13 protein-coding genes are annotated in these 16,043 nt (G+C 74.7%); 11 read left to right on the top strand and 2 right to left on the bottom strand.

Features of this window, described 5'->3' with window-relative positions:
- Positions 1-34: 34 nt before the first annotated feature.
- Positions 35-1,117: a DUF3866 family protein gene (locus tag AB0K37_RS32490; protein ID WP_363987491.1), complete on the bottom strand. Its 1,083-nt coding sequence runs from the start codon at positions 1,115-1,117 to the stop codon at positions 35-37.
- Between the two features lie 96 nt (positions 1,118-1,213).
- Here AB0K37_RS32490 and AB0K37_RS32485 point away from each other — a divergent pair, with 96 nt between their 5' ends.
- Genes AB0K37_RS32485 through AB0K37_RS32460 form a run of 6 tightly spaced genes read left to right on the top strand, consistent with a single transcriptional unit; the run spans position 1,214 to position 7,603 of the window.
- Positions 1,214-2,239 carry a WYL domain-containing protein gene (locus AB0K37_RS32485; protein ID WP_363987489.1) on the top strand — a complete coding sequence of 342 codons (1,026 nt, stop codon included), beginning with the start codon at positions 1,214-1,216 and terminating at the stop codon, positions 2,237-2,239.
- Positions 2,236-3,249 carry a WYL domain-containing protein gene (locus AB0K37_RS32480; protein ID WP_363987488.1) on the top strand — a complete coding sequence of 338 codons (1,014 nt, stop codon included), beginning with the start codon at positions 2,236-2,238 and terminating at the stop codon, positions 3,247-3,249. Before AB0K37_RS32485 ends, AB0K37_RS32480 begins: the two co-directional genes overlap by 4 nt.
- 23 nt (positions 3,250-3,272) lie before the next feature.
- Complete coding sequence (locus tag AB0K37_RS32475) at positions 3,273-3,494, top strand: hypothetical protein (RefSeq protein ID WP_363987486.1); 222 nt, start codon at positions 3,273-3,275, stop codon at positions 3,492-3,494.
- A 27-nt stretch (positions 3,495-3,521) separates the two neighbouring features.
- Complete coding sequence (gene tatA / locus AB0K37_RS32470) at positions 3,522-3,887, top strand: twin-arginine translocase TatA/TatE family subunit (RefSeq protein WP_363987493.1); 366 nt, start codon at positions 3,522-3,524, stop codon at positions 3,885-3,887.
- A 45-nt stretch (positions 3,888-3,932) separates the two neighbouring features.
- Positions 3,933-4,796 (top strand): twin-arginine translocase subunit TatC, encoded by an 864-nt coding sequence (gene tatC / locus AB0K37_RS32465; protein ID WP_363987484.1) that lies wholly within the window; start codon positions 3,933-3,935, stop codon positions 4,794-4,796.
- A 38-nt stretch (positions 4,797-4,834) separates the two neighbouring features.
- Entirely contained in the window at positions 4,835-7,603 is a 2,769-nt protein-coding gene (locus AB0K37_RS32460) for a DEAD/DEAH box helicase (protein WP_363987482.1), read from the top strand.
- Here AB0K37_RS32460 and AB0K37_RS32455 read toward each other — a convergent pair.
- Positions 7,600-8,436, bottom strand: coding sequence for an oxygenase MpaB family protein (locus AB0K37_RS32455; RefSeq protein WP_363987481.1), 837 nt, complete (start codon positions 8,434-8,436; stop codon positions 7,600-7,602). The two genes, AB0K37_RS32460 and AB0K37_RS32455, sit on opposite strands and share 4 nt — an antisense overlap.
- Before the next feature lie 201 nt (positions 8,437-8,637).
- Here AB0K37_RS32455 and AB0K37_RS32450 point away from each other — a divergent pair, with 201 nt between their 5' ends.
- The 5 genes from AB0K37_RS32450 to AB0K37_RS32430 all read left to right on the top strand — a co-directional run bounded on the left by AB0K37_RS32450 (position 8,638) and on the right by AB0K37_RS32430 (position 15,975).
- Positions 8,638-9,606 (top strand): ATP-binding cassette domain-containing protein, encoded by a 969-nt coding sequence (locus AB0K37_RS32450; RefSeq protein WP_363987479.1) that lies wholly within the window; start codon positions 8,638-8,640, stop codon positions 9,604-9,606.
- Entirely contained in the window at positions 9,603-10,436 is an 834-nt protein-coding gene (locus tag AB0K37_RS32445; protein WP_363987477.1) for an ABC transporter permease, read from the top strand. Before AB0K37_RS32450 ends, AB0K37_RS32445 begins: the two co-directional genes overlap by 4 nt.
- 139 nt (positions 10,437-10,575) lie before the next feature.
- On the top strand, positions 10,576-12,375 hold the full coding sequence (locus AB0K37_RS32440; protein ID WP_363987475.1) for a glycoside hydrolase family 15 protein: 1,800 nt from the start codon (positions 10,576-10,578) through the stop codon (positions 12,373-12,375).
- A 29-nt stretch (positions 12,376-12,404) separates the two neighbouring features.
- Positions 12,405-15,434, top strand: coding sequence for an FAD-binding and (Fe-S)-binding domain-containing protein (locus AB0K37_RS32435; protein WP_363987473.1), 3,030 nt, complete (start codon positions 12,405-12,407; stop codon positions 15,432-15,434).
- Positions 15,435-15,498: 64 nt separating this feature from the next.
- Positions 15,499-15,975: a MarR family transcriptional regulator gene (locus tag AB0K37_RS32430; RefSeq protein WP_363987471.1), complete on the top strand. Its 477-nt coding sequence runs from the start codon at positions 15,499-15,501 to the stop codon at positions 15,973-15,975.
- The last annotated feature ends 68 nt before the right edge of the window (positions 15,976-16,043 follow it).

Raw genomic sequence — 16,043 nt, 5'->3', positions numbered from 1 at the left:
GCCGGCCGGCGCCGGGCCCGCGGCGCTCTAGGGGTCAGCCGAGCAGGGCGGCCGTGTGGCGGCCCGCGGCGGCGGCCGCCAGGAAGTAGGGGAGGTCCTCGTCCAGCCGGCGCCCCATGGTCGACAGCCGGACGCCCCAGTCCTTCTCGGCGGCCCTGAGGACCTCGTGGAGGCCGTCGACGGGGACGGGGACGAGCCGGTGCCGGTCGCCCAGCGGCGCGGCGTCGGCGGCGACGCGGGCGCCGAAGTGGCCGCCGAGCTCGGGGACGGGGATGTCGGCGCGGGCCAGCGCCACGCGCCCGTAGGCGGTCAGGGAGTGGTGCGAGACGCCGATGTGCCGCTCGCGCCTGTCGCCCTCACTGACCCGCAGCGACCCCACCGGCCGGCCGCCCAGCACGGACGCGGCGTTGACGGCCTCGCCCGCCGAGACGCCCGAGAAGCCCCACCTGGTGCCCGTGCCCAGGTTGCCGGGGCCCTGGGCGAGGACCACCGCGTCGGCCTCCAGGACGAGGCGCGCGGCCAGCAGGCCGGTGTGGACGGTGACGGCCTCCAGGTCCCCGCCGAACGCCTGCCCCACGGTGACGGTCGCGGCGAGGGCCCCGGCGTCCTTCAGCCGGGCGATCGACATCGAGAACCACGACGGCAGCGCCCCGCCGTCCGGCATCACGTAGACGATCCGGGCGTCCGGGCGCCCGGCCAGCAGGGCGGCCAGGATCGGCGGCAGCGCGGAGTGCAGGTCGGCGACGACGACGGGCATGGCGTCCAGCGAGTCGGCGTCGCGCAGGGCCGCGTGGTGGGGCGAGTCCTGCTCGTCGGCGCCGAGGACGGTGGCCTGCAGCGGGGTGTAGCGGGCCTTGACCAGGTGCCCCGGCCCCTCCGGGTCGGGCGGGAGCCGGTCGGGGACCGCGACGACCATGGCGTACCCGCCGGTGCCGAGACCCATCGCCAAGGCCGTAGTGTTGAGCAGGACGGTGTCGCCCGGTTCGGGCCTTCCCACCAGGGCGGGATAGGCCAGGGCCCGGTGCGTCCCCTCGCCCCCGATCGAGACGTCCAGCTCGACCGCCCCCGGCCATTCGCGGCGGATGTCCTCGACTGTGCCTTTGCGCCATCGGATCACACCGGGAAACGGTAGCGTCCTGCACGACGGCACGTGGGGACGATCGGCACGCCGGCCGGGGTTCGGGGTTCACGGAGGGAACGAGGTGGTGGCGAAGTGTCGCGGCGCAAGACCGAGCGGCTGCTGAACCTGGTGGTCTGCCTGCTCGCCACCCGGCGCTATCTGACGGCCGAGCAGATCCGCCGGGCGGTGCCCGGCTACCCCGACTCCGACGAGGCGTTCAAGCGCATGTTCGAGCGGGACAAGGAGGAGCTGCGCGAGCTCGGCGTCCCGCTGGAGGTCGGCAGCGACCAGCAGGGCGGCGGCGGCGAGGAGATCGGCTACCGGATCCCCCCGCAGGCCTACGAGCTGCCCGACATCCACCTGAGCCCGGACGAGGCGGCGGTGCTGGGCCTGGCGGCGCGGGTGTGGCAGCGCGCCAGCATGGCCGAGGCGGCGTCGGGGGCGCTGCTGAAGCTGCGCGCGGCCGGCGTGGAGACCGACGTGGCCGCCGCGACGGGCATCGAGCCGCGGGTGAACACCCAGGACCCGTCCTTCCCCGCCCTGTGGGAGGCGGTGCGCGACGGCCGCCCGGTCGCCTTCGACTACCAGGGGATCGGGCGCACGTCGGTGGCGCGCCGCCACCTGGACCCCTGGGGCGTGGTGAGCCGGCGGGGCCGCTGGTACGTGGTCGGGTTCGACCGCGACCGCGACGAGCAGCGGGTGTTCCGGCTGAGCCGCATCGTCGGCGACGTCGCGCCGGACGGCCCGCCCGGGTCGGTGACGGTCCCGGACGGGGTGGACGTGCGGCGCATCGCGTTCGACTGGAGCGAGCCGCTCGGCGAGCCCCGCCCGGCGGTCGTCCGCCTGCGGCGCGGCGCGGCGCAGGGCCCGCGGCGGTGGGCCCGGGACGTCCGCCCGGCCGAGGAGCCGGCCTGGGACGGGGAGTGGGACGAGGCGGTCCTGACCTTCCAGGACGTCGACCGGTTCGCGCCCTACCTCGCGCGGTTCGCCGACGACGTGGTGGTCCTGGACCCGCCCGACCTGCGCGAGGCGGTCATCCAGCACCTGAAGTCGGTGCTGGCCGCGGCCGGCGCGCACCCGGCGGCGCACGGCGAGCATGGGGAGATGAGCGGCCGATGACGGCGAAGACGGCGGCCAAGACGGCGGCCAAGGCGGCGACGACGTCCACCGACCGGCTCGCGCGCCTGCTGGCGCTCGTGCCGTACGTGGTGAACCGCGACTCGGTCGCGCTCGGCGAGGCCGCCGCCGCGTTCGGGGTGACCGAGAAGCAGCTGATCGACGATCTGAACCTGCTGTGGTGCGTCGAGCTGCGCGCGCCCGACCCCTACTGCCCGATCGACCTGTCCTACGAGGGCGGGGAGATCACGGTGGCGGAGGCGGAGTCGATCGCCCGGCCGCTGCGGCTGAAGGTCGACGAGGCGAGCGCGCTGCTGGTGGCGCTGCGGATGCTGGCCGAGATCCCCGAGCTGCACGACCGGGACGCGCTCAGCCGCGTGATCGCCAAGCTGGAGGGCGCGGCGGGCGCGGCCGCGGCGGTGTCCAGCAAGGTCTCCGTGGAGGTGGACGCCCGCGGCGGTTCGGCCGACTCGGCCCGCACCGCGGTCGGCGTGCTGCGCGAGGCGATCGCGGCGGGCCGTCGCGTCCACCTGACCTACTACGTCCCGGCGCGCGACGAGAACACCGAGCGCGACGTCGACCCGATGCGGCTGCTGGTCGTGGAGGGCACCACCTACCTGGAGGGCTGGTGCCGCCGGGCCGAGGGGGTGCGGTTGTTCAAGCTGGACCGGATCGCCGACCTGTCGGTGCTGGACGTGCCCGCCGAGGTGCCGGACGACGCGGAGCCGATCGACGTGGACGCCGGCCTGTTCCGCCCCTCGCCGCAGGACGAGGCGGTCACCCTGGAGCTGTCCCCGCGCGGCCGGTGGGTCGCCGACTACTACCCGTGCGAGAGCGTGGAGGAACTGGGGGAGGGGCGGCTCCGGGTCGTCCTGCGCACCCCCGACGCCCGCTGGGTGCGGGGCCTGGCGCTGCGGCTCGGCGACCAGGGCCGCGTCGTGGCCCCGGAGGCGATCGCGGCCGGGGTGCGGGAGGACGCGGCGCGGGCCCTGGCCCGGTACGGCCTGGCGTGAGCAGATCGGATAGCGTGGCGGGCGTGGCGTGGGTATCGGTGTCGGTGGCGCTCGGGTTCGCCGGGCTGGCCGTGCTCGCCTGGTGCGCGTTCAAGGTGTGGCTCGGCGTGCGGCGTTTCGGACGTGAACTGGAGCGCACCAGGCGCCGGCTGGAGCCGGAACGGTCGGCGCTGCGCGATGAACTCTCCCGGCTCGAGGACGATCGGTCGCCACAACCTCCCCGGGACGGCGTACGATCGTCCTGAGTGTCACCCGTCGAAGAAGGACTGCACATGCCGAACATCGGGACCCCCGAACTGCTCATCATCCTGCTGGTCGTCGTCCTGATCTTCGGGTCGGCGAAGCTGCCCCAGCTCGCCCGTTCGCTGGGCAAGTCGGCGCGCATCCTGAAGGCCGAGACCAAGGGCCTGCGCGAGGACGATGACGACGCGCCGGCCGACCGTCCCGCCAAGACCATGCCGTCCTCGCAGGGCGACGACGCGCGCGACAGGGCGGCGCGGCTGCGCGAGGAGGCGGCCCGGCTGGAGCGCGAGGCCGCGGCGGCCGAGGGCGGTCAGCGCTCCCGCGGCGCGCTGGGCTCGGGTGAGCCGATCCAGGGCGTGCCGGTGTCGGACCCGGGTCAGGCGCGCAAGGCCTGACCCGGCCCGCGCCCCGACCCACCACCCCCGAACCGAATGCCGACGATGAAGCTGAACAGGCGCGAAGCCGCCCCCGACGGCCGCATGCCCCTCATGGACCACCTCCGTGAGCTGCGGAACAGGCTGATCAAGGCCGTGCTGGCCTTCGCGGTGGGCGCGATCGTCGGCTGGCTGCTGTTCGACCCGGTCTGGGACTTCCTCAAGCAGCCGTACTGCTCGCTGCCCCAGTCCCACGTGGTCGACAAGGACCAGTGCTCCCTGTTCGTCAACGGGATCTTCTCCTCGTTCTTCCTGAAGCTGAAGATCTCCTGCATCATCGGCGGGGTCATCTCCTCGCCGTTCTGGCTGTACCAGCTGTGGGCCTTCGTGGCGCCCGGGCTGTACCAGCGGGAGCGGCGCTGGACGTACGTGTTCCTCGGCGCCGCCGTCCCGCTGTTCTTCGTCGGCACCGCCCTGGCGTACCTGACGGTCGACAAGGGCCTGGCGATCTTCCTGGGGTTCGTCGCCGACGACGTCAAGCCCTTGATCACGGTCGACAGCTACCTCAGCTACGTGCTGACGATGCTGCTGGTGTTCGGCCTGACGTTCGAGCTCCCGCTGTTCGTGGTCGTCCTGAACATGGCGGGCGTGCTGAGCTCGTCGCGGATCCGCCGGTCCCAGCGCCTGATCCTGTTCGGCATCTTCGTCTTCGCGGCGGTCGCCACGCCGAGCGCCGACCCGTTCACGATGCTCGCGCTCGCGCTGCCGACCGTCCTGCTGTTCGAGATCGCCGCACTGCTGGCCTTCCTCAACGACCGCAGGCGGGCCCGCCGTCCCGACCCGTACGCGGGCCTGTCCGACGACGAGGTCTCGCCCCTCGACCTCGAATCGATCGACGCGGAGCTGGAGAAGGGCGACCGGGCCCGCTGATTGGGTATCGGGCCTGTCGAAACCGTAGGCTCGAAGGTATGACCACCCCCGACACCACGTCGGCCGGACAGAGCCCGGCCCAGCGCTACGCCGCCTACCGCCGGCGCACCGCCGGGCACGGCCCGGCCCTGCTGGACTTCCGGACGCTGTACGACTTCGAGCTCGACGCGTTCCAGCTGGAGGCGTGCCAGGCCCTGGAGGACGGCAGCGGCGTGCTGGTCGCCGCCCCCACCGGTTCCGGGAAGACGGTGGTGGGGGAGTTCGCGGTCCACCTCGCCCTGACCGGCGGCACCAAGTGCTTCTACACCACACCGATCAAGGCGCTGTCGAACCAGAAGTACGCCGACCTCGTCCGCCGGTACGGCCCGGAGAAGGTGGGCCTGCTGACCGGCGACAACAGCGTTAACGGCGAGGCCCCGATCGTCGTCATGACGACCGAGGTCCTGCGGAACATGCTGTACGCGGGCTCCCAGACCCTCGCCGGGCTGGCGTTCGTCGTGATGGACGAGGTGCACTACCTCGCCGACCGGTTCCGCGGCGCCGTCTGGGAAGAGGTGATCATCCACGTTCCGGACTCGGTGCGGATCGTGGCGCTGTCGGCGACCGTCAGCAACGCCGAGGAGTTCGGCGAGTGGCTGCACGAGGTCCGCGGCGACACCGCGGTGATCGTGGACGAGCACCGCCCCGTCCCGCTGTTCCAGCACATGCTGGTCGGGACGCGGCTGTACGACCTGTTCGTCGACGCCGGCAGGGGCGGGGACCGGCAGGCCCGGCTGAACCCGCAGCTGACGCGGATGGCGGTGGAGGAGGTCCGGCGCGCCAAGGTCAACCAGGGCCGCCGCACCGGCCGCCGCCGCGCCGCGCGCCCGCAGCGGTTCCGGCCGCCCGCCCGGCCGGACGTGATCGAGCGGCTGGAGCGCGCCGGGCTGCTCCCGGCGATCACGTTCATCTTCAGCCGCGCCGGCTGCGACGCCGCCGTCCTGCAGTGCCTGCACGCCGGGATCCGGCTGACCTCCCGGGAGGAGGCCGAGGAGATCCGCGCGCACGCCGAGCTGCGCACCGCCGACATCGCGCCGGAGGACCTGCGGATCCTCGGCTACGGCGACTTCCTGGCCGCCCTGGAGCGCGGCGTCGCCGCCCACCACGCCGGGATGCTCCCCACCTTCAAGGAGATCGTCGAGGAGCTGTTCACCCGCGGGATGATCAAGGCCGTGTTCGCGACCGAGACGCTCGCGCTCGGCATCAACATGCCCGCCCGCACCGTGGTGATCGAGAAGCTGGACAAGTGGAACGGCGAGGCCCACGTCGACCTCACCCCGGGCGAGTACACCCAGCTCACCGGGCGCGCCGGGCGGCGCGGCATCGACGTCGAGGGCCACGCCGTGGTGGTGTGGGGCCCGAACGTCGAGCCAGCGTCCGTGGCGGGGCTGGCCGGCACCCGCACCTATCCGCTGAACTCCAGCTTCCGGCCGTCCTACAACATGGCCGTGAACCTGGTCGGCGCCGTCGGCGTCGAGCGGGCCCGCACGCTCCTGGAGGAGTCGTTCGCGCAGTTCCAGGCCGACCGCGCCGTCGTCGGCCTGGCCCGGCAGGTGCACAAGAACGAGGAGGCCCTCCGGGGCTACGCCAAGTCCGCCGAGTGCCATCTCGGCGACTTCATGGAGTACTCCGCGATGCGGCGGCGGCTGTCGGACCGCGAGTCCGAGCTGTCGCGCGAGCGGGCCGGGGCCCGCCGCGCCGAGGCCGCCCGGTCCCTGGAGCGGCTGCGTCCGGGCGACGTCATCCTCGTCCCGTCCGGGCGGCGCTCGGGCCTGGCCGTCGTGCTGGACCCCGGCGTCGGACGCCGCTCCGACGGGCCCGCGCCGCTCGTGCTGACCGTGAACCGGTCCGTGCAGCGCCTGTCGATCCAGGACTTCCCGCGCGCCGTCGAGCCCGTCGAGCGGATCCGCATCCCGAAGGCCTTCAGCCCCCGCAACCCCCAGGACCGCCGCGACCTGGCGTCCACGCTGCGCAACAAGGTCCCCGACGACGTGCGCGAGCCCAGGCGCCCGCGCGGCGACTCACCCGCCGGCGACGACGCCGAGATCGCCCGGCTGCGCGCCGACCTGCGCGCGCACCCGGTGCACGGCTGCGACAAGCGCGAGGACCACGCCCGCTGGGCCGAGCGCTACCACCGCCTGGACCGCGAGACCGAGCAGCTCCGGCGCCGCGTCGAGGGCCGCTCCCAGGTCATCGCCCGCACCTTCGACCGCGTCTGCGCCGTCCTGCAGCAGCTCGGCTACCTCGACGGCGACTCCGTCACCGCCGACGGCCGCCGCCTCGGCCGCATCTACAACGAGCTGGACCTGCTCACCGCCGAGAGCCTGCGCGAGGGCCTGTGGGAGAAGCTCGGCCCGGCCGAGCTGGCCGCGTGCGTGTCCGCCCTCGTCTACGAGTCGCGGCAGCCCGACGACGCGACGCCTCCCCGCACGCCCCCCGGCCCGGCGCAGGACGCGCTGGCGGCCATGGTGCGGCTCTGGGGCGTGCTGGAGGGCGTCGAGCGCGACAACCGCGTCTCGTTCCTGCGCGAGCCCGACCTCGGCTTCGCGTGGACCGCCTACCGGTGGGCCAAGGGCGACGACCTCGACGAGGTGCTGATGGAGAGCGACCTCACCGCGGGCGACTTCGTGCGGGCCGTCAAGCAGCTCCTCGACCTTCTCGGCCAGGTCACCGACGCCGCGCCCCCCAACAGCCACATCCGCAAGACCGCCCGCCGCGCCATGGACGCCATGCGCCGCGGCGTCGTCGCCTACTCGTCCGTCGCCTAGGCGGCCCGGCGCCGCGCCCGCCGGGCCGAGAGCGTCCGGTCGACGCGGTGGGCGGCCAGGCGGACCAGCAGGGGCTCCGGCGGGCGCCTCAGCCAGGCGGGGGACAGGCGGTGGACGAGACCGGCGGTCCGCAGGAGGGCCCCGGCCGCCCGGCGGCGGGCGGGGGTCCACGGCAGGCCGAACTGGTCCCGCAGCTCGTCCGGCAGGAGCGCGGCCGTGAGGAGGCGGAAGACGGCGAGCGCGGGGGCCAGGGCGCGCAGGCGGCGGGGCCACAGGACCGCGGAGGCGACCTCGCGGGCGGTGCCGGTGACCTCCAGGGCGGCGAGCGTGTCGGCCGTGTAGGCGCGGAACGCGGCCAGGTCGGGCGGCTGCGCCTCCAGGGGGCAGCCGAGGACCTCCGCGACCACCCGCGCCTGCCGGTAGTAGGCCTCGGCGAGCTCGGGGTCGTCGCCCCGCATGACGTGCTCGTAGACGTGCAGGGCCGAGTCGATGAGGGTCGCGTTGACCCAGAGCTGGAGGCCGGGGTCGTTGCCCGAGTAGTCGTCGCCGCGCACGGTCGTGTGGATGCCTCGCACCTTGGCCGCGATGCGCCCCACCTGCTCCGGCGTGCCGAAGGTGACGATCAGCAGGAAGTCGAGGGTGCCGAACAGCCGGGCCAGGGGGCGCTCGGCGAAGTCGCTGTGCTCGGCGACGCCGCGCGCCACGGCCGGGTGGGCGAGCTGCATGAGCAGGGCCCGGCCGGCCGCGAGGCCGACCAGCGGCTCGGCCGCCAGGGTCCGCAGCACGTCGCGGTCGGCGAGGCGGTCCGGCGTGGTCTCGGACGGGGCGGTCACGGCGCCTCCCGGCGGTCGGATCGTGCCCGGCCATCCTCCCGCACCTATTGGCAGACGGTCAATAAGGGGCCTCCTCCTGGCGGTGGAGGCCGGCGGTCCCGCGGGGCGGGATCATCGGCACTGAGGAGGATCCGGTCGCCGCGCCGGGACGCTAGTGTGATTCCGGTCACGGAACCACTACCGAGAGACGCCGGGAGAGGCATGATCGAGGCGGAGAACCTCACCAAGCGCTACGGCGACAGGACGGCCGTGGACGACCTGTCGTTCACGGTGGTCCCCGGGCGGGTCACCGGGTTCCTCGGCCCCAACGGCGCCGGGAAGTCGACCACCATGCGGCTGCTGCTCGGCCTGGACCGGCCGGACCGCGGGGACGCCCGGATCCACGGCCGCCACTACCGCGACCTGAACGCGCCGCTGCGCGTCGTCGGGGCGCTGCTGGAGGCGCGGGCCGTGCACACCGGCCGCAGCGCCTACAACCACCTGCTGTGCCTCGCCCAGACGCAGGGCATCGGCAAGAAGCGCGTCGACGAGGTGGTCGAGCTCGTCGGCCTCACCGGCGTGGCCCGCAAGCGCGCCGGCGGCTTCTCGCTCGGCATGGGGCAGCGGCTCGGCATCGCCGCCGCGCTGCTCGGCGACCCGTCGGTGCTCGTGCTGGACGAGCCCGTCAACGGCCTCGACCCCGAGGGCATCGTCTGGATCCGCACGCTCATGCAGCGGCTCGCCGCCGAGGGGCGCACGGTGTTCGTCTCCAGCCACCTGATGAACGAGATGGCCGTCACCGCCGAGCACCTCATCGTCATCGGCCGCGGCCGGCTGATCGCCGACTGCTCCACCGAGGAGTTCATCGAGCGCAGCACCGAGAAGGCGGTGATCGTCCGCAGCCCGGACGCGGCCCGCCTCGCCGACCTCGTCGCCGCCGAGGGCGGCAAGGCCTTCCCGAACGGGGACGGGCTGCTCAACGTGACCCACATGGAGGCGCCCCGCGTCGGGGAGCTGGCCGCGGCCGAGGGCATCGTCCTGCACGAGCTCACTCCGACCCGCGGCTCGCTGGAGTCGGCGTTCATGGAACTGACCCGCGACAGCGTCGAGTACGGCGGAGGCGGCGCGCCCGCCCCGGGCACGGTCCCGGCCCCGAGCGCGGTGCCCGTCGAGGAGGGGGAGACCCGATGACCAGCGCCACCGCCACGCCCGCCGCGGAGCCCGCGGCCCACCCCCGCCCCGGTTTCGGACGGCTGCTGCTCTCGGAGTGGACGAAGATCCGCACCGTGCGGTCCACGCTGTGGACGCTGATCCTGCTCGTCGTGGTCGACCTCGGCTTCACCGCGCTGCTGGTGGGCCTCACCGTCGCGCAGTGGGACAAGACCGACCCCGCCGACCGCGCCTCGGTCGTCGCGGACCCGACCGGCTTCATCCTCGGCAGCGGGTTCTTCCTCGGCCAGCTGACCATCTGCGTGCTCGGCGTGCTGGTCATCGCCTCGGAGTACTCCACCGGCATGATCCGCGCGAGCCTGCTCGCGGTGCCGCGGCGGCTGCCCGTGCTGTGGGCCAAGGCCCTGGTGTTCGCGGCGGTCGTGCTCGTCCTCGGCGTCGCGGTGTCGTTCGTCTCGTTCTTCATCGGCTCGGCGCTCATCGGCGACAAGGCGCAGGTGTCGCTGGGCGACGACGGCGTGCTGCGCGCCGTCATCGGCGGCGGCCTGTACCTGGCGATGCTCGGGCTGTTCGCCCTGGCGATCGGCGCCATCGTGCGGCACCCCGCCGGAGGGATCACCGGCGTCATCGGGTTCGTGCTGGTGCTGGCGCCGCTGGCCACGCTGCTGCCCGGCAGCATCGGCGACCACATCCATGCCTACCTGCCGTCCGAGGCAGGCCATCTGATCGCCCAGTCCCGCCAGGGCCCCGACGACCTGCTGACCCCCTGGCAGGGGTACGGGGTCTTCGCGATCTGGACCGGCGGGCTGCTGGCCGTCGCCGCCGTCCTGCTCAAGCGCCGCGACGCCTAGCCGCCGGCGCCGTCCGGACCGTCCGGGCCGCCCGCGAGGGCGGTCCGGACGGGTCCGGCGCACGGGGAGGCCGAGACGGGGAACGCCCGTGCTCCCGCCCGGCACCGAGTAACGGCATGCCCCCGGGTAGTGGAAGGGCATGCTGGACGACCCCGGAGCCAAGGACTCCCTCCCGAAGGCCCTCCGCGACTACGCCCTCATAGCGGACGGCGAACGCGGCGTTCTCGTGGGCCCGCACGGCGAGTACGCGTGGATGTGCTTCCCCGCCTGGGACTCGCCCCCGGCCTTCGCGGGTCTGCTCGGAGGCCCCGGCGCGTACGTGGTGCAGCCCGCTCCCGGGCGGTGGGTCTGGGGCGGCTACTACGAGGACCGCGGGCTCATCTGGCACAGCCGGTGGGTGACCGGCGGCGGCGCGATCCTGGAGTGCCGCGAGGCCCTCGCCCGTCCGGCGACCCCCGACCGGGCGGTCATCCTGCGCTCGTGCCGGGCCGTCCGCGGCCGTTCCCGCGTCCGCGCCCTGCTGGACGTCCGCACCGGTCCCGGCGCGGCCCGGATGGGCGACCCGCGCCGGGACGGCCCGGACTGGACGGCCGGCGGCGGAGGCGCGTCGCTGCGCTGGCGCGGAGCGGACGAGGCCGTCGTGCGGAAGGGCCGCGACGGCGGGCCCGTGCTCGAACTCGCCTTCGACCTGGACGAGGGAGACACCCGCGACCTGATCCTGGAGATCGCCGAGGGCGGTGCCCGCGGCCCGCTGGACCCCGCCGAACTGTGGGAGGCCACGGAGCGGGACTGGCGCGGGGCCGTTCCGGACTGCCGCGACACCCTCGCCCCGCGCGACGCCCGCCTCGCCTACTCCGTCCTCACCGGCCTCACCGCCTCCGGCGGCGGGATGGTCGCCGCCGCCACGACGGCGCTGCCGGAGCGCTCGGACGAGGGCCGCAACTTCGACTACCGCTACGCCTGGATCCGCGACCAGTGCTTCGCCGGGCGCGCCGTCGCCCTCCACGGCGGCCCGCCCCGCCTGCTGCGCGGCGCCGTGGAGTTCGTGTCGGCCCGCGTCCTCGCCGACGGGGAGCGCCTGAGACCCGCCTACACCGTCACCGGGGGGCCGGTGCCGGCCGAGAGCACCAGCGCCCTGCCCGGCTACCCCGGCGCCCGGGCGGTCTTCGGGAACAAGGCGGGCGAGCAGTTCCAGCTGGACGCGCTGGGGGAGGCGCTGCTGCTGCTGTCCGCCGCCGCCGAGCACGACCGCCGGGTCCCCGAGGCGGTGGAGGCCGCCCGCGTCGCGGCCGGCGCGGTCGCGCGCCGCTGGACCCGGCCCGAGGCGGGCATCTGGGAGACCCGCGACGACCTGTGGACGCATTCGCGCCTGACCTGCGTCGCCGGCCTGCGCCATGCGGCGCGGACGCTGGCGGGCCGCGCCGAGGCCGACCGGTGGACCTCGCTCGCCGACGCCATCCTCGCCGAGACGTCCCGGACCTCGCTCACCCCGGAGGGCCGGTGGAGGCGCGCGCCCGGCGACGACCGCGTGGACGCGGCGCTGCTCATCCCGCCGCTGCGGGGGGCGCTGCCGAGCGATGACCCGCGCACCGCCGCCACGCTGCGGGCGGTGCGCGAGAACCTCGTCGAGGAGGGGTTCGTCTACCGGTACCGGGTGGGGGACGAGCCGCTCGGCGTGGCCGAGGGCGCCTTCATCCTCTGCGGCTTCTTCCTCGCCCTCGCCGAGGACCGCCAGGGCGACACGGCCCGCGCTCTCGCCGCCTTCGAGCGGACCCGGTCGGGCTGCGCGACCAGCGGCCTGTTCTCCGAGGAGTACGACGTCAGGCAACGGCAGCTGCGCGGCAACATGCCCCAGGCGTTCGTGCACGCCCTGCTGCTGGAGACCGCCTCCCGCCTCGCCGATCGACCCGCGGGACGGACGGCGGGTCCGGGTGGTTGAACCGCTGCGTGCGGGTTAGTCGTCCTGGCATGGCTGTTTCGACGGAGGGGACCAGGCAGGAGCGGAAGCGAGCGGACGCGACGCCCCGGAGGGAGGCCGCGCTGCGGCGCGCGCTCGCCGAGAGGGTGGACGGCGAGGTCCGGTTCGATCCCGGCTCCCTGGCCGCCTACTCCCACGACTCGTCCAACTACCAGCAGCCGCCCATCGGGGTGGTGGTCCCGCGGACGGTCGAGGCCGGCGCGGAGGCCGTCCGGGTGTGCGCCGAGCACGACGTCCCGGTCCTGTCCCGCGGCGGCGGGACGAGCCTGGCCGGGCAGTGCGTCAACCACGCGGTGGTCGTCGACTGGTCCAAGTACTGCCGCGCGCTGGTGTCGGTCGACCCGCGGGCGCGCCGCGCCGTCGTGGAGCCCGGCGCGTGCCTGGACGACCTGAACGAGAGGCTGGCGGAGCACCGCCTGATGGTGGGGCCCAAGCCGTCCACCCACGACACCTGCACGATCGGCGGGATGATCGGCAACAACTCGTGCGGCGCGTCGGCGCAGGCCTACGGGAAGATGGTCGACTCCGTCGTGCGGCTGGAGGTGCTGACCTACGACGGGCTGCGGATGTGGGTCGGCGAGACCTCGGAGGAGGAGTACGAGCGGATCCGGGCGGAGGGCGGCCGGCGCGCCGAGATCTACCGGGCGCTGCGCGACCTGCGCGACGAGGGCATGGAGCTGATCCGCACCCGCTACCCCGACATCCCGCGCCGCGTGTCCGGCTACAACCTGGACTCGCTGCTGCCGGAGAAGGGCTTCGACGTGGCCCGCGCCCTCGTCGGCTCGGAGGGCACGCTCGTGGCCGTGCTGCGCGCGGAGATTTGCCTGGTGCCGGTGCCGGCGTTCGAGTCGCTCGCCGTCCTCGGCTACGACGGCATCGCGGAGGCGGGCGACGCCGTGCCGCGCGTCCTGCCGTCGCGCCCGCTCGCGCTGGAGGGCATGGACGAGCGGCTCCTCGGCCTGGCCAAGCGCGACCACCTCGCCGCGCCCCGGGTGGTGGAGGACATGCCGGAGGGAGCGGGCTGGCTCATGGTCCGCTTCGGCGGCGACACCAAGGACGAGGCCGACCGCAGGGCCCGGTCGCTCATCGAGGACCTGGAGAACGGGCCGAACCCGCCGCGCTGCACCTTCGTGCACGACCCTCAGGAGGAGGAGCGGCTCTGGAAGGTGCGCGAGGCGGGACTCGGCGCGACCGCCTACCCGCCGGGACGGGCCGACACGCACGAGGGCTGGGAGGACGCCGCCGTCCCGCCCGACCGGCTCGGCGACTACCTGCGCGACTTCCACGCCCTCATCGAGGAGTTCGGCTACGGCCCCGTCTCGCTGTACGGGCACTTCGGGCAGGGCTGCGTGCACACCCGCATCCCGTTCGACCTGGAGGACGACCGCGGCGCCGGCGGGTACCGCCGCTTCGCCGAGCGCGCCGCCCGCCTCGTCGCGGACTACGGCGGGTCGCTGTCGGGCGAGCACGGCGACGGCCAGTCCCGCGGCGAGCTGCTGCCGGTCATGTTCGGGGACGAGGTGGTCCGGCTCTTCGAGCGGTTCAAGGCGGTCTTCGACCCGGGGAACCGGATGAACCCCGGAAAGATCGTCCACCCGTACCGGCTGGACGACGACCTCGACCACCTCGCCTACGACCCGGCCGAGCCGGACACCCACTTCTCCTACCCCGACGACCACCACCGCTTCACCCACGCCGCGGCGCGCTGCGTCGGGATCGGCAAGTGCCGGGCGTCCTCGGGCGGCGTCATGTGCCCGAGCTACCGGGTCACCGGGGAGGAGGAGCACTCCACCCGGGGCCGGGCCCGCCTGCTGATGGAGATGATGCGCGGGATGCCCGGCGGCGCCGAGCCCGACCCGGCGGTGCCGGGACCTGGCGGCGCCGCCGTCATCACCGACGGATGGCGGTCGCGGGACGTCCGCGGCGCCCTCGACCTGTGCCTGGCGTGCAAGGGCTGCCGCAGCGACTGCCCCGTGAACGTGGACATGGCCACCTACAAGGCCGAGTTCCTCGCCCACCACTACAAGGGCCGCGTCCGCCCGCCCGCGCACTACACCATGGGCTGGCTGCCGCTGTGGGCGCGGATCGCCGCGCTGGCGCCGGGCGCCGCCAACGCCGCGCTGCACGCCCCCGGCCTGGGCCGGGCCGCCAAGCGGATCGGCGGCATCGACCCGCGCCGCGACATGCCCCGCTTCGCCGGCGAGCGGTTCACCGACTGGTTCAGGCGCCGGCCCGCGCGCGGCGGCGGGCGGCGGGTCGTGCTGTGGCCCGACACGTTCACCGACAACTTCCACCCGCACATCGGCAAGGCCGCCGTCCGCGTCCTGGAGGCGTCCGGCCACCGGGTCGAGGTCCCGCCGGTGCCGCTGTGCTGCGGCCTGACCTGGATCTCCACGGGGCAGCTCGGCACGGCGGCCCGCGTCCTGCGCCGCACCGTGCGGGCGCTCGCGCCGCGGCTGCGCGACGGCGTCCCCGTGGTCGGGCTGGAGCCCAGCTGCACCGCGGTCTTCCGGGCCGACGCCGCCCAGCTGATGGAGGGCGACGCGGTGGAGGACGACGTCAAGCGGCTCCGCGACCAGACCCGGACCCTCGCCGAGCTCCTCGACGAGCACCAGGAGGAGTCCGGCGGCGTCTCGCCCGTCGCGTCCCACGACGTCGTCGCCGGGCTCGACCGCCCGAACGTCCGCGCGATCGCCCAGCCGCACTGCCACCAGCACGCCGTCATGGGGTTCGGCGCCGACCAGCGCGTGCTGTCGCGCGCCGGGGTCGACGTGCGGACGCTCGACGTCGGCTGCTGCGGCCTCGCCGGCGACTTCGGCTTCGAGGCGGGCCACTACGAGGTCTCCACGGCCATCGCCGAGCGGGGCGTGTGGCCCGCGGTGCGGGACGCCGGCGAGGAGACGGCGGTCCTCGCCGACGGGTTCTCCTGCCGGACGCAGATCGAGGCGGGCACCGCCGCGCGCCCGCGCCATCTCGCCGAGCTCCTCGCCGACCTCCTCCCGGACGAGGAGGGCCGGTGACCGGCGGCGGACCGGTCCCGGACGGCGTTGGCGGAGGCGGGACCGGCCCCTGTAGAAAGTCGTCATGACGGAGCTGGAGGGCGACGGCGTGGACGCGGTGACCTCGGCGCTGCTGACCGCGTCCCGCCTGCTGGTGGCGGTCTCGGTGCGCTCCCTGGCCGCGGTGGAGGGCGCCGTCACCCTGCCGCAGTTCCGGCTCCTGGTGGTGCTGTCCTCGCAGGGGCCGGCCAAGCTCGTGACGCTCGCCGGGCTCCTGGAGGTCAACCCCTCCACCGCGATGCGGATGGTGGACCGGCTGGCCGCCGCCGGGCTGGTGGACCGGCAGGCCAGCCCCGACAGCGGCCGCGAGGTCCGCATCCAGCTCACCCCGGCCGGGCGCGGCATCGTCGACGACGTGACCGCCCGCCGCCGCGCCGACATCGCCGCCGTGGTGGCCCGGATGCCGGCCGGGCAGCGGCGCGCCCTCGTCGACGCCCTGCGCGCCTTCACCGAGGCCGGCGGCGAACCGCCCGTCACGCGGGCGACCGCGAGAGACTCCTGAAGCTGCGCCGGGAGGCGAAGGACGAGGGCCTCTGGGCACTGGGCCACCCCGCAGAGCTGGGCGGCGGC

Source organism: Actinomadura sp. NPDC049753 (assembly GCF_040674655.1).
GTDB classification, from domain to species: domain Bacteria; phylum Actinomycetota; class Actinomycetes; order Streptosporangiales; family Streptosporangiaceae; genus Spirillospora; species Spirillospora verrucosospora.
This window is presented reverse-complemented; position numbering and strand designations above follow the sequence as displayed.

Coding starts and splice junctions, on each gene's coding strand:
- AB0K37_RS32440 (WP_363987475.1), top strand. CDS start 10,576: ATGCTGGACGACCCCGGAGCCAAGGACTCCCTCCCGAAGGCCCTCCGC.
- AB0K37_RS32430 (WP_363987471.1), top strand. CDS start 15,499: ATGACGGAGCTGGAGGGCGACGGCGTGGACGCGGTGACCTCGGCGCTG.
- AB0K37_RS32450 (WP_363987479.1), top strand. CDS start 8,638: ATGATCGAGGCGGAGAACCTCACCAAGCGCTACGGCGACAGGACGGCC.
- AB0K37_RS32460 (WP_363987482.1), top strand. CDS start 4,835: ATGACCACCCCCGACACCACGTCGGCCGGACAGAGCCCGGCCCAGCGC.
- tatC (WP_363987484.1), top strand. CDS start 3,933: ATGAAGCTGAACAGGCGCGAAGCCGCCCCCGACGGCCGCATGCCCCTC.
- AB0K37_RS32480 (WP_363987488.1), top strand. CDS start 2,236: ATGACGGCGAAGACGGCGGCCAAGACGGCGGCCAAGGCGGCGACGACG.
- tatA (WP_363987493.1), top strand. CDS start 3,522: ATGCCGAACATCGGGACCCCCGAACTGCTCATCATCCTGCTGGTCGTC.
- AB0K37_RS32435 (WP_363987473.1), top strand. CDS start 12,405: ATGGCTGTTTCGACGGAGGGGACCAGGCAGGAGCGGAAGCGAGCGGAC.
- AB0K37_RS32445 (WP_363987477.1), top strand. CDS start 9,603: ATGACCAGCGCCACCGCCACGCCCGCCGCGGAGCCCGCGGCCCACCCC.